The following is a 20,803-nucleotide window of genomic DNA, read 5'->3' as shown; positions in this document are numbered from 1 at the left end:
TATGCATCGCTTTTTTGCAGATCCCTCTCAAATCAGAGAAAAAGATATTATTTTAACAGGAACGGATGTGAATCATATCCGTAATGTACTTCGCATGCGCTCCGGCCAGGAGGTTCTTATCAGTGACGGACAGGGAGCAGATTATCGCTGTCAGCTTAATGAGATCGGTGAGGATGCGGTGACAGCTTCCATTATGTGGCGGCTGGATGGAAATGCGGAGCTTCCATCCCGAATCACTCTGTTTCAGGGGCTTCCAAAAGGGGATAAGATGGAATTTATTATCCAGAAATGTGTGGAGCTTGGAGCGGTGAAGATTGTACCCGTTCAAACCAGACGTACGGTTGTGAAGCTGGATGCCAGGAAGGAGCAGGCCAGACGAAAGCGCTGGATGGGGATTTCCGAGAGTGCGGCTAAGCAGTCCGGACGGGGAATTGTGCCGGAGATTGCCAGGGTGATGGATTTTTTCGAAGCATTGGAGGAGGCAAGACACCTGGATGTCTGTCTGATTCCCTATGAGCTGGCCAGAGGGATAGAGCACACACGGGAGGTATGTACAGCGATTAAGCCCGGCCAGTCGGTGGGAATCTTTATCGGTCCTGAGGGTGGATTTGAGGAGGATGAGGTTTCCAAAGCTATGAAAGCAGGGGCAGTACCTGTTACGTTGGGAAAGCGGATTCTGCGGACGGAGACGGCAGGGATGGCGCTGATCTCCGTATTGGCATATTTGTTGGAGTGTTAAGGAATATAATAAAAAGCATTTTTAAGAAATCAAAATGAAGGAAAAGCCCGGCAGGAAAGGAAAGTTTGGAAAGCATGGAAGCGTATTTGGACAATTCGGCCACCACTCGCTGTTATGAAAAAGCAGCCAAAAGGATGTACCAGGTCATGACAGAGGAATATGGAAATCCGTCCTCTCTTCATCACAAAGGCATAGAAGCAGAGCAGGTTTTGCGGGAGGCAAAAAAAATTCTGGCCCACAATTTGAAGGTTCAGGAAAAGGAGCTCTATTTCACCTCAGGAGGAACAGAGAGCGACAATCTGGCCCTGACGGGCTGTGCCTATGCCAACCAGAGAGCCGGAAAGCATCTGATTACCACTGCCATTGAGCATCCGGCCGTATTACAGGCTGTAAAGAACTTAGAGGGCCAGGGCTTTCGCGTTACCTATCTTCCGGTGGATTCTGACGGAATTGTCCGTCTGTCGGATCTGGAAGAAGCGATCTGTGAGGATACCGTTCTGGTTTCTGTCATGTATGTGAACAATGAGGTTGGAGCCGTGCAGCCTGTTGGGGAGATTGGAGAACTTTTGAAAAAAAGGAAAAAACCCATACTCTTTCATGTGGATGCTGTACAGGCATATGGAAAATATCAGATTCATCCCAAAAAGCTTCATGCAGATCTGCTGTCTGTCAGCAGTCATAAGATTCATGGCCCCAAGGGAATGGGGCTTCTGTATGCGGCAGAGGGCGTGAAAATACGTCCTTTGCTCTACGGAGGAGGACAGCAGAAGGATCTTCGCCCGGGGACGGAAAATGTACCGGGCATTGCAGGCTTTGGAGAGGCAGTTCGGGAGATTTATACAGATTTTGAGGAAAAGAGAGACCGGCTTTACCAGCTGAAGGAGCAGTTCGTAGAGGGAATTCAAAGGCTTACAGGAACCACAGTCAATGGAAGGACAGGAAGAGACAGCGCTCCCCATATTGTCAGCGTCAGCTTTGAGGGGGTGCGCAGCGAGGTTCTGCTGCATGCGCTGGAAGAGCGGGGGATCTATGTTTCCTCCGGATCGGCCTGTGCCTCCAACCATCCCGCAGTCAGCGGCACTTTGAAGGCTATGGGAATAAAACGGGAGCTTCTTGATTCCACTCTTCGCTTCAGTTTTAGCGAATTTACTACAGAGGAAGAGCTTTTGTATTGTCTGGAGACGTTAAGAGAGCTGCTTCCTGTGCTTCGCAGGTTCCAGAGGCATTAGCAAAGCTTGTTCGGGGAATGGTTACAGAAAAAGGTTATGTCTATGAAAGAAGAAGGAGCAGTGTATGTTCAAAGCATTTTTGATTAAATATGGAGAAATTGCTATTAAAGGAAAGAACCGATATCTTTTTGAGGATGCTCTGGTTGCCCAGATCCGCCATGCCCTAAAGGAGGTGGAAGGCTCCTTTCGCGTAACAAAGGAGCAGGGGCGGATTTATGTGGAGGCTCTGGATGAGTACGATTATGAGGAAGCAGTGGATGCCTTAAAAAGAGTATTCGGCATTGTGGGAATCTGCCCGGTGGTGATCTTGGAGGATGAGGGCTTTGAGCGGCTGGCGGAGGAGGTTGTAAAGTATCTCCATAATCGTTATGGCGACTGCCATAAGACCTTTAAAGTACATGCAAGAAGGGCCCGCAAGACGTATCCTTTACAGTCCATGGAGCTGAATGCACAGCTTGGAGGCCGGATCCTTGACAGCTTTCCGGGAATGCAGGTGGATGTCCATGAGCCGGAGCTGATGCTTCATGTAGAGATTCGGGAGCGGATTTATCTCTATTCCGATGTGATTCCGGGGCCGGGGGGAATGCCGGTAGGAACCAACGGCAAATCCATGCTGCTCCTTTCCGGAGGCATAGACAGTCCGGTGGCAGGCTATATGGTGGCCAAGCGGGGCGTAAAGATTGACGCCGTGTATTTCCATGCGCCTCCTTACACCAGTGAAAGGGCCAAACAGAAGGTGGTGGATCTGGCTGCCAAGGTAGCTCGGTATGCAGGCCCGATTTATCTGTATGTAGTGAATTTTACGGATATTCAGCTGTACATTTATGAAAAATGCCCCCACGAGGAGCTGACGATTATTATGCGCCGGTATATGATGCGGATAGGGGAGCAGATTGCCCGTAAGACGGGTTCTCTGGGCTTAATTACAGGTGAAAGCATCGGGCAGGTGGCAAGTCAGACTGTACAGAGCCTTGCGGCTACCAATGAGGTCTGTACCATGCCGGTATTCCGGCCTTTGATTGCATTTGACAAAGAAGATATTGTGACGATCTCCAAGCGGATTGATACTTTTGAAACCTCCATTCAGCCCTTTGAGGATTGCTGCACTATCTTTGTGGCAAAGCATCCGGTCACAAAGCCGAATGTTAAGGTGATTCAGCGTTCGGAGACGAAGCTTGCGGAAAAGATTGATGCCATGGTGGAGGAAGCTGTTGAGACGGCAGAACTGATTGTTGTGGGATAGTGGAGAACAGGATATGTACACCAGACATTTTTTAGAAGTAAAAATCTGCATGGGAACTTTGGGCTCTCATGCAGATTATGGTATACTGCGGTAGATGGTGAACTATATCTTTTGCTGAGGTTTATTCAACAATGTAAGGTTCCAGCGCTTTCAGTACAGTTTCCATCTCTTCCTGTGCATGAATATTCAAATCAATAGGCTTGGACAGATCCAGACTGAAGATTCCCATGATGGACTTGGCATCAATTACATAACGGCCGGAAACCAGATCAAAGTCTGCGTCGAACATGGTAATATCATTTACAAAGGATTTTACTTTTTCGATGGAATTCAAGCATATTTTTACGGTTTTCATTATAAATACCTCCTAATATTATAAGGTAATGCCTCCTTACCGGCCTGCGGCGGCAAGTTGCCGGAAGATATTTTCAGAAATGATTTGCATCTGTCTTCCTGCTATTACCAGCTTATCTTAATCTTAATACGGGGGGTAATAAAAGTCAATACAAAGTCGAAAGGAAAGTCAGATATGAAGAAGGTTGCACTGCATAATCTGGGCTGTAAAGTCAACGCTTATGAGACAGAGGCTATGGGACAGCTTCTTAGAGCAGCAGGCTATGAGCTTGTTCCCTTTGATACAGGAGCTGATATTTATATCATCAATACCTGTACAGTGACGAATATTGCGGATCGCAAGTCCAGACAGATGCTTCACCGGGCAAAGAAGCTGAATCCAAAGGCAATCGTGGTAGCTGTGGGGTGTTATGTCCAGACTGCCGGAGAGAAAATTCAAGAGGATGATTCCATTGACTTGATTATTGGCAATAATAAGAAAAAGGATCTGATTTCCATTCTTGAAGCCTATGAGGAAGGACATAAGGCAGAGGCGCTCATTGATATCAATCACACAAAGGAGTATGAGAGTCTTTCTGTGACGGAGCAGGCAGAGCATACAAGAGCTTATGTGAAGGTGCAGGATGGGTGCAACCAATTTTGCAGCTACTGTATTATTCCTTACGCCAGAGGCAGGGTGCGCAGCAGAGAAGCGGAAGATATCTGCAGTGAGGTGGAGAAGCTGGCGGCAGGCGGCTATCAGGAGGTGGTTCTCACAGGGATTCATTTAAGCTCTTACGGCGTGGACCTGGAAAGGGAAAATTTGCTCTCTCTGATACGGGCAGTCCATCAAGTTCCGGGGATTTGGCGGATTCGCCTGGGCTCTCTGGAGCCGAGGATTATTACAGAGGAATTTGCAAAGGCCATAGGAGAGCTTCCAAAGCTTTGTCCTCATTTTCATTTGTCTTTGCAAAGCGGCAGTGACGGGGTTCTGAAACGGATGAACCGTCATTATACAACAGCGGAATATGAAAAAGCCTGTCAGATACTTCGCTGTGTTTTTGAAGAGCCGGCATTGACTACGGATGTGATTGTAGGCTTTCCGGGGGAGACGGAAGAAGAATTTTTGGAGACGGAGGCTTTTTTACAGAAAATTGCCTTTTTTCAGACCCATATTTTCAAATATTCCAGAAGAGAGGGGACAAAAGCTGCCGCTATGGAGGGACAGATTCGTGAGGCAGTAAAGGGAGAACGAAGCAAAGCTTTGCTGAAACTGAATGAAGAACATGAGATACAGTATCTTAAAAAGCAGACGGGGCGGCAGGTGGAGATTCTGGTGGAGGAGTATCTGGAAATAAACGGGGTTTCTTATCAGACCGGACACACCAGAGAGTATTGCCGGGCGGTTTTTGTCTCGGACAGGGATTTGACTGGACAAATAGTTTCTGCTTTGGGCATAAAAGCTTTAGAAAATGAGTTTCTGTTATGTAAACTTCTCTGAAAAGGTATTGTATTTTTTGAAATTATAGAGTAGAATAATAGGCAGTGGGATCAGGAGCGTGAAATATTGAGGTTCAAAAAGATACCTGCAGATGGGATCTATCATTGAACCTATGGAGGCAGAAATGAGCAGATTGGATAGCACACAAAACTTCAAAGTGATGCCGGAGACAGAAACTCGGGTAGGAGATATTCTGCATCAGGTGTACCAGGCTATGACAGAGAAAGGCTATAACCCGGTAAATCAGATTGTAGGTTATATTATGTCCGGGGATCCAACGTACATCACAAGCCATAACAACGCCCGCAGCCTGATTATGAAGGTGGAGCGTGATGAGCTGGTGGAGGAGCTTTTGAAGGTTTATATCAAGACAACGGTATCCGAGTAGACGGGAGCAGCTTATGAGAATTATGGGGCTGGATTTTGGTTCCAAGACACTGGGGGTTGCAGTGAGCGATCCGTTAGGTCTCACGGCCCAGCCGGTGGAAATTATCAGAAGAAAATCGGAAAATAAGCTGAGACAGACCCTTGCACGGCTGGAAGAGTTGGTGCATGAGTATCAGGTGACCCAGTTTGTGCTTGGATTTCCTAAAAATATGAATAATACCCTGGGAGAGCGGGCAGAGAAATCTCTGGAATTTAAGGAAATGCTGGAGAGACGGATTGGTCTGCCTGTTGTGATGTGGGACGAGCGGCTGACTACGGCGGCCGCTAATCGTGCTATGATGGAGGGCGGGGTACGTAGAGAAGACAGAGGCAGGTATGTGGATGCCATTGCGGCTGTTTTGATACTTCAGGGCTATCTGGATTGTATTTACGCACCGGGAACTGCAAAACCGGGAGATGAGGAGTAAGGAATGGAAAAGATTACGTTTATCCAGGAGGAAACAGGAGAGGAGACAGAATTTTTTGTTCTGGAGGAAACGAGACTGAATGGGACAGACTATATTCTGGTGTCTGATTCTGAAAAAGAGGATGCAGAAGCTCTGATTTTGAAGGATTTGTCTTCAGATGGAGATCAGGAAGCAGTCTATGAGATTGTAGAGGATGATCAGGAGTTAGAAGGCGTCTTAGGAATTTTTGAACAGCTTTTGGAGGATGTGGACATCACCCGTTAGAAAGGGAAAAGCAGCAGCCAGTGACTAAAGCTGCAAGGAGAAAAGGGCAGGTGGCATCTGTGGCAATTGGGAGAGAGGATTTTAAGAAAATACTGAAAAAAAAGGGACTGAAGGTAACCAGGCAGCGTCTGGTAGTCCTTGAAGTACTGGCAGAGAACCCGGAAGAACACCTGACTGCAGAAGAGATATACGAGAGAGTAAAAGTAGAGAACCCGGATATCGGGTTAGCTACTGTTTATAGAACGGTTCAGCTTTTGCTGGAACTGGAACTGATTGACCGGATTAATCTGGATGACGGCTTTGTCCGCTATGAGATTGGAGATACACAGGACAGCGAACACCATCGGCATCATCATTTGATCTGCCTGCGGTGCGGCCGTGTGTCTGCATTTCAGAAGGATATGCTGGAAGCGCTGGAGACGGGGGTACAGGCAGCGCTGGGATTCCGGGTGACGGATCATGAGGTTAAGCTTTACGGCATTTGCAGGGATTGTTCGGAAAAGGAAGAAAATTGAAACAGGAGGTTGAAGATTGAGAAATATTAACAATTCAAAACTGCGTATCATTCCTCTGGGCGGACTGGAGCAGATCGGAATGAATATTACTGCCTTTGAATTTGAAGACAGTATTATTGTTGTGGACTGCGGCCTGTCCTTCCCGGAGGATGACATGCTGGGAATCGACTTGGTGATTCCCGATATTACGTATTTAAAAGATAATATACAGAAGGTAAAGGGATTTGTGATTACCCATGGGCATGAGGATCACATTGGAGCGCTGCCTTATGTTCTGAAAGAGATAAATGTTCCGGTGTATGCCACTAAGCTGACCATCGGACTGATTGAGAATAAGCTCCGGGAGCACAATCTGATTAATCATACCAAGCGGAAGGTTGTTCAGCATGGACAATCCATCAATCTGGGCTCCTTCCGGATTGAGTTTATTAAGACCAACCACAGTATTGTGGATGCTTCTGCTCTGGCAATCTATTCTCCGGCCGGCATTATTGTCCATACGGGAGACTTTAAGGTGGATTATACGCCAGTCTTTGGAGACGCCATTGATTTGCAGCGCTTTGGAGAGATTGGAAAGAAGGGCGTGTTGGCCCTTATGTGTGACAGCACCAATGCAGAACGCCCGGGCTTTACCATGTCAGAGCGGACAGTGGGGAAGGTGTTTGACAATATCATGTCGGATCACAGGAATTCCCGGATTATTATTGCTACCTTTGCTTCCAATGTGGATCGGGTGCAGCAGATCATCAATTCCGCTTACAAATATGGCAGGAAGGTAGTGGTGGAAGGCCGCAGCATGATCAATGTGATTAAGACGGCAGCAGAGCTGGGGTATCTGAATGTGCCGGATAAAACCCTGATCGACATTGAAATGATGAAGAACTATCCCGATGATCAGGTGGTATTGATTACCACAGGAAGTCAGGGAGAATCTATGGCTGCTCTGTCACGGATTGCTGCTAATATCCATAAAAAGGTGCAGATTAAGCCGGGCGATACGGTGATTTTCAGTTCCAAGGCCATTCCGGGAAATGAAAAGGCTGTGTCCAAGGTGATTAATGAGCTTTCTATGAAGGGCGCAGATGTAATCTTTCAGGATGCTCATGTATCCGGCCATGCATGTCAGGAGGAAATCAAGCTGATTTATTCACTGGTGCATCCTAAGTATGCTGTCCCTGTCCATGGGGAGTACCGCCATCTGAAAGCTCAGTCGGATTTGGCAAAGAATCTGGGCATTCCCAAGGAAAATATTTTCATCCTTTCCTCTGGTGACGTGCTGGAGCTGGGGGAAAACAGTGCACAGGTGGTGGATCACGTGCATACGGGAGCTATTTTGGTAGACGGCCTCGGAGTAGGAGATGTAGGAAATATTGTTTTAAGGGATAGACAGCATCTGGCCGAGGATGGTATTATGATTGTAGTAATGACCCTGGAAAAGTACAGCAATCAATTGCTGGCCGGCCCTGATATTGTATCCAGGGGCTTTGTCTATGTAAGAGAGTCTGAGGATCTGATGGAGGAAGCTAGAGCTGTGGTGAATGATGCAGTGAATGACTGTCTTGACAGGGGAATTTCTGACTGGGGAAAATTGAAGAATGTCATTAAGGATTCCTTAAGTGATTTCATCTGGAAAAGGACAAAACGAAATCCTATGATTCTTCCTATTATCATGGAAGTGTAAAGTTATGAGATGGATATGCCTCATAGAATATTTTGCTGAGAGCGGTATCAGATAGATGCAGGAGACGGAAGATGAACATTAAACGAGCAGCATTAACAGTCTTATCAATTGCTTTAAAAATTGTAGTCATAGCAGTGGTGATATTGGGAATTATCCGGCTGGGCGGCATGGCCTTTGACTATGGACATTCCGTATTCCAGGAGGAGGCAGTGGATGAAGAGCCGGGAAGAAGCATTACGATAACCATAGAGGATGGCTCTGCTATTTCTGATATTGCAAAGCTTATGGAAGATAAGGGTCTGGTAAATGACTGGAAGCTGTTTTATATTCAGGTAAAGGTGTCCAAGTATGCAAAGAAGCTGGAGGCTGGTACCTATACCCTTACTACTGCTATGAAGCCCAGGGAGATGATGGCAGTGATGGCCGGAGAGGATCCGGAAGAGGAAGAGTAAGTGATTGTTGATGAGAGAATGACTGCCTATATCAATTCACTGGATATGGGCAATACCAGGCTTTTGGATCAGATAGAGGAGGAAGCAAGAAGAGACTGTGTGCCGGTCATACGCCGGGAGATGCAGAGCTTTCTTAAGACTCTCCTGGCAGCAAAACAGCCCAGGGCTATTCTGGAGGTAGGAACAGCCGTAGGCTTTTCTGCTCTTTTACTGTGTGAATATGGACATCCAAAAGCACATATTACCACTATTGAAAAGTATGAAAAACGGATTCCTACAGCAAAGGAGAACTTTAAGAGGGCAGGAAGGGAAAAGCAGATTACTCTGTTGGAAGGTGATGCGGCAGAATATTTGCAGAAAATGACAGGGACCTTTGATTTCATCTTTATGGATGCGGCCAAAGGACAGTATATCCATTTCCTTCCGGACGTGTTGCGACTTTTGGCACCGGGAGGGCTTTTAGTGTCAGACAATGTGCTGCAGGATGGAGAACTGATTGAATCCCGGTTTGCTGTGGAGCGGCGGAACCGGACCATTCACAGCAGGATGCGGGAATATCTTTATGAATTGAAGCACAATCCGCAGCTAGTTACTTCCATTCTTCCTTTGGGGGACGGGGTGACCTTGAGTGTAAAACAATAATTTAAAACGGCAATATGCCCACAGTGCCATAGTGCTGGAAGTTCTTCCGGATAAGGGGTACGAAAGAGGATATTGCGGAACTGGAATAAAGTATGAAAAAACCGGAATTATTGATACCTGCCAGCAGTTTGGAGGTACTGAAAACGGCGGTGGTCTTTGGAGCGGATGCCGTATATATAGGCGGGGAAGCCTTTGGCCTTCGTGCGAAGGCTAAGAACTTTTCCCTGGAAGAGATGAAAGAGGGAATAGCTTTTGCCCATGAACGGGGAGCAAAGGTCTATGTGACAGCCAATATTTTGGCCCATAATCGGGATTTGGAAGGGATTCGGGCGTATTTTTCGGAGCTTCGGGAGGTGCATCCGGATGCTTTGATTATTGCGGATCCCGGTGTGTTTATGCTGGCTAAGGAGATTTGCCCGGAGATTGAGCGGCATATTAGTACGCAGGCTAATAATACGAATTATCTGACCTGCCGTTTCTGGAAGGAGCAGGGAGCAAAGCGTGTGGTATCGGCAAGGGAGCTTTCCATGGAGGAGCTTCGAGAGCTTCGGGCAAATATTCCGGAAGATCTGGAGATTGAGACCTTTATCCATGGGGCTATGTGTATTTCCTATTCAGGGCGGTGCCTTTTGAGCAATTATTTCACAGGAAGGGATGCCAATCAGGGAGCATGTACACACCCATGCCGCTGGAAATATGCGGTGGTGGAGGAGACAAGGCCGGGAGAATATTTTCCGGTATATGAAAATGAGCGGGGCTCTTACATTTTTAATTCAAAGGATCTCTGTATGATTGAGCATATTCCGGAGCTTTTGGAATCCGGGATTGACAGCTTTAAGATTGAAGGGCGGATGAAGACGGCCCTTTATGTGGCAACGGTGGCCAGAACCTACCGGAAGGCCATTGATGATTGTCTGGAATCCCAGGAGCTTTACCAAAGGAATATGAGCTGGTATCAGGAGCAGATTGCCGGCTGTACCTACCGGGAGTTTACCACGGGCTTCTTTTATGGGAAGCCGGATGAAAACAGCCAAATCTATGGAAGCAATACGTATGTGAAGGGATACACGTATCTGGGAATTGTGAATGGGCCGGATGAGCGGGGCTATTGTCAGATTGAACAGCGGAATAAGTTTTCTGTGGGAGACGAGATTGAGATTATGAAGCCGGACGGAAAAAATGTTCTTGTGAAGGTTGAGGCCCTTTTGGACGAGGAAGGGAATCCCATGGAAAGTGCGCCTCATCCGAAGCAGAAATTGTTTGTAAAGCTTAGCAAAGAAGCTGAAACTTACGATATTTTGCGTAAGAAGGAGGATGGGGTTACAGCGTAGTATGAGCAGGTGTCCGGGATAACAGAACATGCAGGATGTGGTGCAAAAGGGCTTGTCAGCTATGTACACATGCATTTTTAGCTTGGCTTATTATTTGCAGATAAAAGTGGAAAGGCACTTCTTTGGAGGAATTATCATAAGATAATATAAATCCGCCAAAGAGGTGCCTTTTTGAAGACTTTTCCCCAACCACTACCGGCCAAAGAGGAGCAATATTATCTGCAGAAGCTGAAGGAGGGAGACCTTGAGGCACGTAATATCCTGGTGGAGCACAACCTTCGTCTGGTAGCCCATATTGTAAAGAAATATCAGGGCTCGGAGGAAGATGTGGAGGATTTGATTTCCATTGGTACCATCGGCCTGATAAAGGCCGTTACCACATTTGACAGCGGAAAAGGGCCTCGTCTTGCTACTTATGCGGCCCGCTGTGTGGAGAATGAACTTTTGATGTTTTTCCGGGCCAGAAAAAAGACAGCCAGGGAAACTTCCTATTATGAACCAATTGGTACGGATAAAGAAGGAAATGAGATTCATCTGCTGGATATTATTGAGAGCAATGAGAGAGATGCGTTTGCGCAGATTAGTTTGAAGGCGGACAGTAAGAAGCTGTATGAGCTTCTTGATCAAGTGCTGACGCCGAGGGAGCAAAAGGTTTTGATTATGAGATACGGTCTTTATAACGGAAAGGAATACACCCAACGGGAGATTGCCGGTCAGCTTGGAATTTCCCGTTCTTATATTAGCAGGATTGAGAAGAATGCTTTGGGGAAGTTGAGGGAGTATTTTTAGTGAGGGACGGACGGGAGCGAGCCAAAACCAGGACCGGACTTTTCCATATCCGTGTTCGGACGGTTCACGCACACGCTGTTTGCTCTGCACGGACATTGCCTTTATAAAAAGTTGGGTGCGATATTTTTTGAGGCATTGTCCGTTCATATCAAACAGCGTGTGCGTGAACAGCCGGACACTGGGATATTGGAAAAGTCCGGTCCTGGTTTTGGCTCGCTCCCTGACTTTGGGATGGCGGAAGAGAACGGCGGAATGGGTTAAAAAGTACTTGTTTTATTTTACGGTATATGGTAATCTGTTTATGTCTTATTATGATCAATCTCAATTCGAGGTTTATTTCCCGACAGGTAATAATATATTTGAGAGCTGGCCTTTAGAAGGGCGCAGTAGCGGAAGGGTTTGATATTTGGCATTGTGTTTTTTGAAAGGTTGCTATAATAGGAAAGGAGAAATGATGGGAAATAATTAAAAGATAAAGCGGATGCTTGAATGTGCCGGACTGCCTTCTCGTCCGGAGCGGCTTTACTTTGTGCCGGCATATTCATTTGGCTTGACAGCCGCTAAAATACATAAGACAATCTTCAGCTTTGGCAGTCGCCAAAGTTATTTCCTTAAAAATATAAAAGAAAACAGTATCCCATGAAAAGTGCGTAGACGATCCGTGTCTTGGACACAGAACATGGGAAATTTTGCAGAAAAAGGAGTGATAGAGCTTTTTATGTTTAGTAAAGTACAGTCAGCAGCCTTAAACGGACTGGATGCCTATCTGGTCCGTGTGGAGGCTGATATTAGTGATGGAATGCCTCAGCTTTTGATGGTGGGATATCTGTCATCGGAGGTGAGGGAGGCCGGGGATCGGGTGCGGACAGCCCTGCGCAATACGGGAATTGCACTCCCTCCTAAGCGGATTACCGTGAACCTGGCTCCGGCAGGGATTCGAAAGGCAGGCTCCCGGTTTGACCTTCCTGTTGCGGCGGCGATTTTGGCTTCTTTGGAGAAGATACCGAAAGAAAGCTTAAAGGATGTGATGCTGACCGGGGAATTGAGCTTAAGCGGTCAGGTGCTTCCGGTTCCGGGAATTCTGGCTTTGGCGGAGGCAGCCAGAGACAGCGGAATCCGGCGCTGCATTGTGCCGGATAAAAATGCTGCGGAGGGAGCGGTTTTGGATAATATGGAGATTATCGGCGTCTCCAGCCTTAGTCAGTTAATTGAAATCCTGCGCCACCCGGAGCGGGTAGTTCCGGAACAGGTGGATACGGACAGGCTTTTGAGAGAACAGGCATGCACCTGCGATGCTGATTTTGCGCAGATAAACGGGCAGTCGGTGGCAAAGAGGGCTGCGGAGGTGGCGGCCGCAGGGATGCACAACTTGCTGCTGATTGGTCCGCCCGGCTCCGGAAAAACCATGATAGCAAAACGGATTCCGGGGATTTTGCCGCCTGTAAGCCTGGAGGAAGCTCTGGAGATGACCAAGATCTACAGCGTGGCCGGTCTCTTGCCGGAGCAGACCTCGCTGATGCTTGGAAGGCCATTTCGAGCGCCGCACCACACGGTTACGCCGGAAGCTCTGGCAGGAGGCGGCAGGATTCCTGCTCCCGGAGAGATCTCTTTAAGCTCCGGAGGCATTCTATTTTTAGACGAGTTTCCGGAATATAAAAGGAGTGCTTTGGAAATTCTAAGACAGCCTTTGGAGGAGCGCCGGATCTGTATCTCACGGACGGCTGGCACTTATGTTTTTCCGGCAAAATGTATGCTGGTGGCAGCTATGAATCCCTGTGCCTGCGGTTACTATCCGGATCGGAAGCGCTGTACCTGCACGGAGCAGGAGGTAAGCCATTATCTGGGAAAAATCAGCCGCCCTCTGCTGGATCGGATCGACATTTGCGCAGAGGTTCCGGCGATCTCCTATGAGGAACTCACCGAAAAGCAGCAGAATGAAAGCTCTCTTAAGATACGAAAACGGGTAGAGGCGGCTCATGGGATGCAGCAGGAACGCTACAGGGAGCTTTCCATCCATTTTAATGCGTATCTTAACGGAAATCAGGTGGAATATTACTGTCCTTTGGGTAAAAAAGAACAGAAGCTTTTAAAAAATGCATTTGGGAAACTAAACTTAAGCGCTCGGGCATATTATAAGATTATCAAGACAGCACGTACCATTGCCGATCTGGAGCAGGAAGAACGGATTCTGGAGCAGCATCTGCTGGAAGCCCTTCACTACCGCCTGCCGGATAAGAATTATTGGGGGAGGGAATTATGAGGATATCCATGGAGGCATACTGGCATTGGTTTACAAGCGGCCTTGTTGGGGAACCAGGGCTCTTTTGGCGGCTTGCGGAGCAATATAGGACGCCGGAGAGAATCTTTATGGCAAAGGAGGAGGAGCTTTTAATGAGATTTCCAAAAAATCAGAGGGCCATTGGAGGGTTATGCAGGAGAAGAAAGGAGTGGGACTTTGAAAAGGAAGGCGAGCTGCTTAAAAGGAAAGGAATCACTTTTATAAGCTGTGAAAACCCGTTATATCCTTGCCGTCTGAAAACAGTTGCCCACAAGCCCGGGGGCCTGTATGTGAGAGGGGAGCTGCCAAAGGATTCTGACCCTTCTGTGGCCATTGTGGGAGCAAGGGCCTGCAGCGCTTACGGGAGAAGTGCGGCTATGTGGTTCGGTCGGGAACTGGCAAAAGGAGGAGTGCAGGTGATCAGCGGAATGGCAGCGGGCATTGACGGCTGCAGCCATCAGGGGGCGCTGGAGGGAGGCGGGAAAACCTTTGGGATTCTGGGGGGAGGTGTGGATGTCTGTTATCCGGAATTTCACCGGGAATTGTATATGCGGCTGGAACAGCAGGGCGGCCTGTTATCAGAGAGTCCTCCGGGAATTCGGCCTATGCGTCATCTGTTTCCTCTGCGAAATCGAATTATCAGCGGTCTGGCGGATATGGTACTTATAATAGAAGCAAAAGCAAAAAGCGGCTCTTTGATTACCGCAGATCTGGCTTTGGAACAGGGCAGGGACGTATATGCGGTTCCGGGGCGCTTAGAGGACTCCTTAAGCACCGGCTGCAACAATCTGATTCATCAGGGGGCGGGAATTGCGCTTTCTCCCGAACAGATTTTGGAAGAATTAGGAATTAATGGAAAATTAAAAAAACAGATTAAAAAACATGAAAAAAATGATCTTGAAATGGCAGAAAATATAGTGTATAGTTGTTTAGGTTTACAAGCCCAGGGTCCGGAGGAACTGTGCATACGGACAAAGCTTCCCCTGATAGAAGTTCTTCGCATACTGACCAGTTTAGAACTGAAGGGATATGCAAAAGAGGTTTATAAAAATAATTTTATTCGGGTATTGTAAAGGTAGTAAATGTAATAGAAGGAAGAGGAAGTATACATGGCAAAGAATCTGGTTATTGTAGAGTCACCGGCCAAGGTAAAGACAATCAAAAAATTTTTGGGAAGTAATTATGAGGTACTGGCTTCCCAGGGACATGTGCGGGATCTGCCGAAAAGTCAGCTTGGAATTGATGTGGAGCATGACTATGAGCCCAAGTATATAACCATTCGTGGAAAAGGCGATATTCTGGCAAAGCTTCGCAAGGAAGCGAAAAAGGCGGATAAGGTTTATCTGGCAACGGACCCTGACCGGGAGGGCGAAGCGATCTCCTGGCATTTGTCTAAGGCATTAAATCTGGATGAAAAGAAAATGTACCGGATTACTTTTAACGAGATTACAAAGACGGCGGTAAAGGAATCCCTGAAAAACGCAAGGGAGATTGACATGGATCTGGTAGACGCCCAGCAGGCACGGCGCATGCTGGACCGGATGGTAGGCTACCGCATCAGCCCCATTCTCTGGGCAAAGGTGAAACGCGGCTTAAGCGCCGGCCGCGTACAGTCGGTGGCTTTGCGGCTGGTTGCGGACCGGGAGGAAGAGATCAATGCCTTTATTCCGGAGGAGTATTGGACTTTGGAGGCGGAGCTTTTGCCGGAAGGCGTCAAGAAGCCTCTTAAGGCAAAATTCTACGGAACCAAGTCTAAAAAAATGGCCATTGGGTCCAAGGAGGAAATGGACAAAGTCTTATCCGAGCTTAAAGGCGTATCCTTCCAGGTGGCGGAGGTAAAGACGGGTGAGCGCACGAAGAAGGCCCCCCTTCCTTTTACTACCAGTACTTTGCAGCAGGAGGCATCTAAGGCATTGAATTTTTCAACTCAGAAGACCATGAGTCTGGCCCAGCAGCTTTACGAGGGGGTTGACATTAAGGGAAACGGAACGGTGGGAGTTATTACCTATCTGCGTACGGATTCCACCCGAATCTCCGAGGAAGCTCAGAAAAATGCCAGGGCCTATATTACGGAGCAGTATGGAGAAAACTATACTTCTGCCGGCAATTTGGCAAAAAAGAGCGGCAAAAAGATTCAGGATGCCCATGAAGGCATACGGCCCACGGATATCTCCCGTACTCCGGCTGCCTTGAAGGAATCTCTTACCCGGGATCAGTTCCGGCTGTATCAGCTGATTTGGAAACGGTTTATGGCCAGCCAGATGGCGGACGCCGTCTATGAGACCTCATCTGCAAAGATTGACGGAGGAGATTATCGCTTTACACTGTCAGCTTCCCGCCTGTCTTTTGACGGATTTATGTCCGTATATGTTCAGGAAGATGAGAAGGAAGAAAGCGGGCAGCTTTTAAAGGGGCTTTCCAAGGATATGACGCTGGAGCTGAAAGCCCTGGACAGCCAGCAGCATTTTACACAGCCGCCGGCACACTATACGGAAGCAGCGCTGGTAAAGACCATGGAGGAATTGGGAATCGGGCGTCCCAGTACTTATGCGCCTACCATTACGACTATTATAGCACGGCGCTATGTTTCCAGAGAGAATCGGAATCTGTATCTCACCGAGCTTGGCGAGGTGGTAAATCATATGATGAAGACAGCCTTCCCGACGATTGTGGAATCGGATTTTACTGCCAATATGGAAGGACTTCTGGATTGTGTGGAGGAAGGAACCGTCAACTGGAAGACTGTAGTGGAGAACTTTTATCCGGATCTGGAGGAAGCGGTTAAGACGGCGGAGAAGGAGCTTGAGGAAGTCAAGATTGAGGATGAAGTAACGGATGTGGTCTGTGATCTCTGCGGCCGCAATATGGTAATTAAATACGGTCCTCACGGGCGGTTCCTAGCCTGTCCCGGATTTCCGGATTGCCGGAACACAAAGCCCTATTTGGAGAAAATCGGGGTTTCCTGTCCAAAATGCGGTGCGGAGGTAGTTCTGCGCAAGACCAAGAAGGGACGGAAGTATTTTGGCTGTGAAAACAATCCGGACTGTGATTTTATGTCCTGGCAGAAGCCCTCAAAGGAGAAATGCCCCAAGTGCGGCAGCTATATGGTAGAAAAAGGGCATAATCTGGTGTGTGCCGGCGAAGGCTGCGGATATCGGGAGACGAGGGAAAGAAATAATGGAGAATAAGGGATAAAAGTTGCTATAGCTACCGTACCTGTCTGTTTTAAATAAGTGATTAAGTAGAAACTGTAAAAAAAATTTCAAAATTTTGCAAAAAAATAATTGAAAAGTTTGACAACTTATGCTAGTATCACAGCATGATGTTCGGTTAGGCTTCTACAAAAGGAGGGGTGCGGGTGAGCGTACAATTATTAGATAAGACAAGAAAAATTAACAAATTACTTCACAATAACAATTCCAGTAAGGTTGTATTTAATGATATCTGCCAGGTTCTCACGGATATTTTGAAATCAAATATTCTGGTGCTCAGCAGAAAGGGAAAGGTTCTTGGAGTCAGTCGCTGTGAGGGTGTAGAGGAGATTCGGGAGTTGATTTCCGGAGAGGTGGGAGATCACATTGATGAGGCGCTGAATGAGCGGCTTCTGGGGATTCTCTCTACCAAGGAGAATGTGAATCTGCAGACGCTGGGCTTTGTGTCTGACAATGTACAGGATTATCAGGCGATCATCACACCCATTGATATTGCGGGAGAGCGGTTGGGAACACTTTTCTTATATAAGTACAGGGAACAGTATGATATTGATGATATTATCTTAAGTGAGTATGGCACTACGGTGGTTGGCCTGGAGATGATGCGTTCTGTGAATGAGGAGACGGAGGAAGAGAAGCGTAAGATTCAGATTGTGAAGTCTGCGATTGGTACGCTGTCTTTCTCGGAACTGGAGGCTATTACGCATATTTTTGCGGAGCTTAAGGGGAATGAAGGGATTCTGGTGGCCAGCAGGATTGCGGATAGCGTGGGGATTACACGGTCTGTGATTGTGAATGCGCTTCGGAAGTTTGAGAGTGCAGGGGTGATTGAGTCCCGGTCTTCGGGCATGAAGGGGACGTATATTAAAGTGGTGAATGATGTGGTGTTTGAGGAGTTGGAGAAGCTTAAAAAGGCTTGATGGAGGTACGAAGGCTGAATGGGAAGTGGGATTTCTGTTCAGCTTTTTTTGTGTGGGGATGGACGGGTGCGCCGTAAAACAGGTCCGCAGCCATTTTCATATCCTGTGTTCGGACGGTTTGCGTACATGCTGCATGCTCTGAGCGGACATTACTTTGGACGTTTTTGAGGGCTTTTGGGTATCTTGAGTAATGTTCGCCCAGATCATACAGCGTGTACGCAAACAGCCGGACACCTGATATCGAAAAAGTCTGCGGACCTGTTTTTCGGCACACCCTGTTTATGGGCGGAATGTGGAAGGTGAATAGTGAGGGTATTGATTTAAGTTGGAAAAGCTCATTTTTATGACGTTGAATTTAATCGTATTTTTTGTGTGTAAGGTGGTGGGGTTTGGGTGGTTTGGTTTGATTGGGGAGATGGTTGGGGTTTGATGAAAAAATAAAAAAAGAATAAATTTTTGAAAATGTGTTGACAAATAAAATTGAAAGCATTAATATAATATCCGTAAGTTAGCACTCGATGTTGGTGAGTGCTAATAATAAAAATGCATAGTATAAAGCTTAAGGAGGAATAGAAATGAAATTAGTACCATTGGGTGACAGAGTTGTACTGAAACAGTTTGAAGCGGAAGAGACTACGGCTTCCGGAATTATTTTGGCCAGCAAGTCTCAGGAGAAGCCACAGCAGGCGGAGGTTATCGCAGTAGGACCTGGCGGAATGGTTGACGGGAAAGAAGTGACCATGCATGTGAAAGAGGGCGATAAGGTTATCTATTCCAAGTATGCAGGCAATGAGGTTAAGCTTGGGGATGAAGAGTATATTATTGTAAAGCAGAATGATATTCTGGCAATTGTTGAATAGCAGCTTTATAGGGCAAAATGGCCTGCAGAGTTTATAGAGTAAAGGTTTTGACCTGACATTATAATATTTGAGTTTAAAAAGACTGGAGGAGTTTTAAAATGGCAAAGGAAATTAAGTACGGTGTGGAGGCTAGAACCGCACTGGAGGAAGGCGTTAATAAGCTGGCGAATACCGTAAGGGTGACTTTGGGACCTAAGGGAAGAAATGTAGTGCTTGACAAGCAGTACGGCGCTCCGCTGATTACCAATGACGGTGTTACCATTGCTAAGGAGATCGAGCTGGAGGATGCTTTTGAGAATATGGGCGCTCAGCTTGTAAAAGAGGTTGCTACTAAGACTAATGATGTGGCCGGTGACGGTACCACGACTGCAACGGTTCTGGCACAGGCTATGATTCATGAGGGCATGAAGAACCTGGCAGCAGGCGCTAATCCCATTGTTCTTAGAAAGGGTATGAAGAAAGCTACGGATGCGGCAGTAGAGGCTATTGCAGGCATGAGCAGCAAGGTAAACGGCAAGCATCAGATTGCAAGAGTAGCGGCTGTTTCTTCCGGAGACGATGAAGTGGGAAATATGGTAGCGGATGCTATGGAGAAGGTTTCCAAGGATGGCGTTATCACCATCGAGGAATCCAAGACCATGAAGACAGAGCTGGATCTGGTAGAAGGTATGCAGTTTGACCGTGGATATATTTCCGCATATATGGCAACGGATATGGAGAAGATGGAGGCAAATCTTGATGATCCCTACATTCTGATCACAGATAAGAAGATTGCCAATATTCAGGAGATTCTGCCTCTTCTGGAGCAGATTGTACAGACCGGCCGCAAGCTTCTGATTATTGCAGAGGATATTGAGGGTGAGGCCCTGACTACCCTGGTAATGAATAAGCTGCGTGGAACCTTTACGGTAGTAGGCGTTAAGGCTCCGGGATACGGCGACAGAAGAAAAGAGATGCTTCGTGACATCGCAATTCTGACCGGCGGACAGGTGATTTCCGAGGAGCTGGGCCTTGAGCTTAAAGAAGCTACTCTGGATATGCTGGGAACTGCTAAGTCTGTTAAGGTACAGAAAGAGAATACCATCATTGCGGACGGCGCCGGAGATAAGGCTGAGATTGACCAGAGAATCGGACAGATTCGTGCGCAGATTGAGGAGACTACCTCTGACTTTGACCGTGAGAAGCTGCAGGAGAGACTTGCTAAGCTGGCCGGCGGTGTGGCAGTTATCCGTGTAGGCGCTGCAACTGAGACTGAGATGAAGGAAGCTAAGCTTCGTATGGAGGATGCCCTGGCAGCTACAAGAGCAGCCGTAGAGGAAGGTATCATTGCAGGCGGCGGTTCCGCATATATCCATGCTACCAAAGAGGTTGCAAAGCTGCTTGATTCTACTGAGGGCGATGAGAAAACCGGTGTAAAGGTTATCCTGAAGGCTCTGGAGTCTCCGCTGTTCCACATTGCGGCAAATGCAGGACTGGAGGGCGCAGTTATCATCAACAAGGTGAAAGAGTGCGATCCGGGTGTAGGCTTTGATGTTCTCCGTGAGGATTATGTGGATATGGTAAAAGAAGGTATTCTGGATCCGGCCAAGGTTACAAGAAGTGCCCTGCAGAATGCTACCAGTGTAGCTTCTACTTTCCTGACCACAGAGAGCTGTGTGGCAAATATCAAGGAGGAAACTCCCGCAATGCCCGCAGGCGGCGGAATGGGCGGCATGATGTAAGTCAAGGTGCGATAAGATAAACTTAACTTTGTACCGTTGCTTGCAGGAATCCGATTGTTTAAACATGTAATTTTAAATATGGAAAGAGATGTTATCCTTAAAAAGGTAATGTCTCTTTCTTTTTTCAAATTTTATCCTCTGTGACGGGATTTTATAAATAGATGAGAAAATTTAGAAAATTATGATCCGTATTTTGTATGGAAGTGTAATGACAGACTATCAGAAGATGAAAGATGAAG

General features: G+C 47.2%; 20 protein-coding genes. 19 read left to right on the top strand and 1 reads right to left on the bottom strand.

The annotated features are described in order from the left end of the window. The first annotated feature begins 1 nt into the window (after position 1). The 3 genes from VSQ61_RS00545 to thiI all read left to right on the top strand — a co-directional run bounded on the left by VSQ61_RS00545 (position 2) and on the right by thiI (position 3,211). Complete coding sequence (locus VSQ61_RS00545) at positions 2 to 739, top strand: 16S rRNA (uracil(1498)-N(3))-methyltransferase (protein WP_334342474.1); 738 nt, start codon at positions 2 to 4, stop codon at positions 737 to 739. 74 nt (positions 740 to 813) lie between these two features. Beyond that, positions 814 to 1,968, top strand: a complete 1,155-nt coding sequence (locus tag VSQ61_RS00540; RefSeq protein ID WP_334342473.1) for a cysteine desulfurase family protein — start codon at positions 814 to 816, stop codon at positions 1,966 to 1,968. Between the two features lie 64 nt (positions 1,969 to 2,032). Beyond that, a complete protein-coding gene (thiI, locus tag VSQ61_RS00535) occupies positions 2,033 to 3,211 on the top strand; it encodes a tRNA uracil 4-sulfurtransferase ThiI (RefSeq protein ID WP_334342472.1) in 1,179 nt (392 codons plus the stop codon). A gap of 121 nt (positions 3,212 to 3,332) precedes the next feature. On the opposite strand, the gene VSQ61_RS00530 is transcribed toward thiI, so the two are convergent. After that, positions 3,333 to 3,566 (bottom strand): HPr family phosphocarrier protein, encoded by a 234-nt coding sequence (locus VSQ61_RS00530; RefSeq protein ID WP_334342471.1) that lies wholly within the window; start codon positions 3,564 to 3,566, stop codon positions 3,333 to 3,335. 174 nt (positions 3,567 to 3,740) lie between these two features. Between VSQ61_RS00530 and mtaB the strand changes: the two genes are divergently transcribed. The 16 genes from mtaB to groL all read left to right on the top strand — a co-directional run bounded on the left by mtaB (position 3,741) and on the right by groL (position 20,564). Continuing rightward, on the top strand, positions 3,741 to 5,045 hold the full coding sequence (gene mtaB / locus VSQ61_RS00525; protein WP_334342470.1) for a tRNA (N(6)-L-threonylcarbamoyladenosine(37)-C(2))-methylthiotransferase MtaB: 1,305 nt from the start codon (positions 3,741 to 3,743) through the stop codon (positions 5,043 to 5,045). A 124-nt stretch (positions 5,046 to 5,169) separates the two neighbouring features. After that, positions 5,170 to 5,433: an IreB family regulatory phosphoprotein gene (locus VSQ61_RS00520; RefSeq protein ID WP_334342469.1), complete on the top strand. Its 264-nt coding sequence runs from the start codon at positions 5,170 to 5,172 to the stop codon at positions 5,431 to 5,433. 13 nt (positions 5,434 to 5,446) lie between these two features. After that, positions 5,447 to 5,899 (top strand): Holliday junction resolvase RuvX, encoded by a 453-nt coding sequence (gene ruvX / locus VSQ61_RS00515; protein ID WP_334342468.1) that lies wholly within the window; start codon positions 5,447 to 5,449, stop codon positions 5,897 to 5,899. Positions 5,900 to 5,902: 3 nt separating this feature from the next. Continuing rightward, positions 5,903 to 6,163: a DUF1292 domain-containing protein gene (locus VSQ61_RS00510; RefSeq protein WP_334342467.1), complete on the top strand. Its 261-nt coding sequence runs from the start codon at positions 5,903 to 5,905 to the stop codon at positions 6,161 to 6,163. 59 nt (positions 6,164 to 6,222) lie between these two features. Continuing rightward, positions 6,223 to 6,678: a Fur family transcriptional regulator gene (locus VSQ61_RS00505; RefSeq protein WP_334342466.1), complete on the top strand. Its 456-nt coding sequence runs from the start codon at positions 6,223 to 6,225 to the stop codon at positions 6,676 to 6,678. Positions 6,679 to 6,694: 16 nt separating this feature from the next. Next, positions 6,695 to 8,359 (top strand): ribonuclease J, encoded by a 1,665-nt coding sequence (locus VSQ61_RS00500; RefSeq protein ID WP_334342465.1) that lies wholly within the window; start codon positions 6,695 to 6,697, stop codon positions 8,357 to 8,359. A 71-nt stretch (positions 8,360 to 8,430) separates the two neighbouring features. Next, the gene (locus tag VSQ61_RS00495) at positions 8,431 to 8,811 is read left to right on the top strand and encodes an endolytic transglycosylase MltG (RefSeq protein WP_334342464.1); all 381 of its coding nucleotides are present in this window, start codon (positions 8,431 to 8,433) and stop codon (positions 8,809 to 8,811) included. Continuing rightward, on the top strand, positions 8,812 to 9,453 hold the full coding sequence (locus tag VSQ61_RS00490; RefSeq protein WP_334342463.1) for an O-methyltransferase: 642 nt from the start codon (positions 8,812 to 8,814) through the stop codon (positions 9,451 to 9,453). Between the two features lie 92 nt (positions 9,454 to 9,545). Continuing rightward, entirely contained in the window at positions 9,546 to 10,784 is a 1,239-nt protein-coding gene (locus tag VSQ61_RS00485; RefSeq protein ID WP_334342462.1) for a peptidase U32 family protein, read from the top strand. 171 nt (positions 10,785 to 10,955) lie between these two features. Then, positions 10,956 to 11,573, top strand: coding sequence for an RNA polymerase sporulation sigma factor SigK (gene sigK, locus VSQ61_RS00480; RefSeq protein WP_334342461.1), 618 nt, complete (start codon positions 10,956 to 10,958; stop codon positions 11,571 to 11,573). A gap of 718 nt (positions 11,574 to 12,291) precedes the next feature. Beyond that, positions 12,292 to 13,833: a YifB family Mg chelatase-like AAA ATPase gene (locus tag VSQ61_RS00475; protein ID WP_334342460.1), complete on the top strand. Its 1,542-nt coding sequence runs from the start codon at positions 12,292 to 12,294 to the stop codon at positions 13,831 to 13,833. Next, entirely contained in the window at positions 13,830 to 14,924 is a 1,095-nt protein-coding gene (gene dprA / locus VSQ61_RS00470) for a DNA-processing protein DprA (protein ID WP_334342459.1), read from the top strand. The genes VSQ61_RS00475 and dprA overlap by 4 nt, the downstream gene beginning before the upstream one ends. Positions 14,925 to 14,960: 36 nt before the next feature. Next, positions 14,961 to 17,039, top strand: a complete 2,079-nt coding sequence (gene topA, locus VSQ61_RS00465; RefSeq protein WP_334342458.1) for a type I DNA topoisomerase — start codon at positions 14,961 to 14,963, stop codon at positions 17,037 to 17,039. A gap of 170 nt (positions 17,040 to 17,209) precedes the next feature. Next, a complete protein-coding gene (gene codY, locus VSQ61_RS00460) occupies positions 17,210 to 17,983 on the top strand; it encodes a GTP-sensing pleiotropic transcriptional regulator CodY (RefSeq protein ID WP_334342457.1) in 774 nt (257 codons plus the stop codon). A gap of 575 nt (positions 17,984 to 18,558) precedes the next feature. Then, complete coding sequence (locus VSQ61_RS00455; RefSeq protein WP_160565525.1) at positions 18,559 to 18,843, top strand: co-chaperone GroES; 285 nt, start codon at positions 18,559 to 18,561, stop codon at positions 18,841 to 18,843. A 98-nt stretch (positions 18,844 to 18,941) separates the two neighbouring features. Next, positions 18,942 to 20,564, top strand: coding sequence for a chaperonin GroEL (gene groL, locus VSQ61_RS00450; protein ID WP_334342455.1), 1,623 nt, complete (start codon positions 18,942 to 18,944; stop codon positions 20,562 to 20,564). Positions 20,565 to 20,803: the final 239 nt, after the last annotated feature.

This window comes from Candidatus Merdisoma sp. JLR.KK006 (assembly GCF_036941035.1).
In the GTDB taxonomy this organism is placed as follows: domain Bacteria; phylum Bacillota; class Clostridia; order Lachnospirales; family Lachnospiraceae; genus Laedolimicola.
The sequence above is the reverse complement of the archived record's forward strand: the minus strand, read 5'-3'. Positions and strand labels throughout refer to the sequence as shown.

Excerpts from the sequence above, each read along its gene's own strand:
- VSQ61_RS00545 (WP_334342474.1), top strand. The coding sequence starts at position 2 with ATGCATCGCTTTTTTGCAGATCCCTCTCAAATCAGAGAAAAAGATATT.
- VSQ61_RS00540 (WP_334342473.1), top strand. The coding sequence starts at position 814 with ATGGAAGCGTATTTGGACAATTCGGCCACCACTCGCTGTTATGAAAAA.
- thiI (WP_334342472.1), top strand. The coding sequence starts at position 2,033 with ATGTTCAAAGCATTTTTGATTAAATATGGAGAAATTGCTATTAAAGGA.
- VSQ61_RS00530 (WP_334342471.1), bottom strand. The coding sequence starts at position 3,566 with ATGAAAACCGTAAAAATATGCTTGAATTCCATCGAAAAAGTAAAATCC.
- mtaB (WP_334342470.1), top strand. The coding sequence starts at position 3,741 with ATGAAGAAGGTTGCACTGCATAATCTGGGCTGTAAAGTCAACGCTTAT.
- VSQ61_RS00520 (WP_334342469.1), top strand. The coding sequence starts at position 5,170 with ATGAGCAGATTGGATAGCACACAAAACTTCAAAGTGATGCCGGAGACA.
- ruvX (WP_334342468.1), top strand. The coding sequence starts at position 5,447 with ATGAGAATTATGGGGCTGGATTTTGGTTCCAAGACACTGGGGGTTGCA.
- VSQ61_RS00510 (WP_334342467.1), top strand. The coding sequence starts at position 5,903 with ATGGAAAAGATTACGTTTATCCAGGAGGAAACAGGAGAGGAGACAGAA.
- VSQ61_RS00495 (WP_334342464.1), top strand. The coding sequence starts at position 8,431 with ATGAACATTAAACGAGCAGCATTAACAGTCTTATCAATTGCTTTAAAA.
- VSQ61_RS00485 (WP_334342462.1), top strand. The coding sequence starts at position 9,546 with ATGAAAAAACCGGAATTATTGATACCTGCCAGCAGTTTGGAGGTACTG.
- VSQ61_RS00475 (WP_334342460.1), top strand. The coding sequence starts at position 12,292 with ATGTTTAGTAAAGTACAGTCAGCAGCCTTAAACGGACTGGATGCCTAT.
- dprA (WP_334342459.1), top strand. The coding sequence starts at position 13,830 with ATGAGGATATCCATGGAGGCATACTGGCATTGGTTTACAAGCGGCCTT.
- topA (WP_334342458.1), top strand. The coding sequence starts at position 14,961 with ATGGCAAAGAATCTGGTTATTGTAGAGTCACCGGCCAAGGTAAAGACA.
- VSQ61_RS00455 (WP_160565525.1), top strand. The coding sequence starts at position 18,559 with ATGAAATTAGTACCATTGGGTGACAGAGTTGTACTGAAACAGTTTGAA.
- groL (WP_334342455.1), top strand. The coding sequence starts at position 18,942 with ATGGCAAAGGAAATTAAGTACGGTGTGGAGGCTAGAACCGCACTGGAG.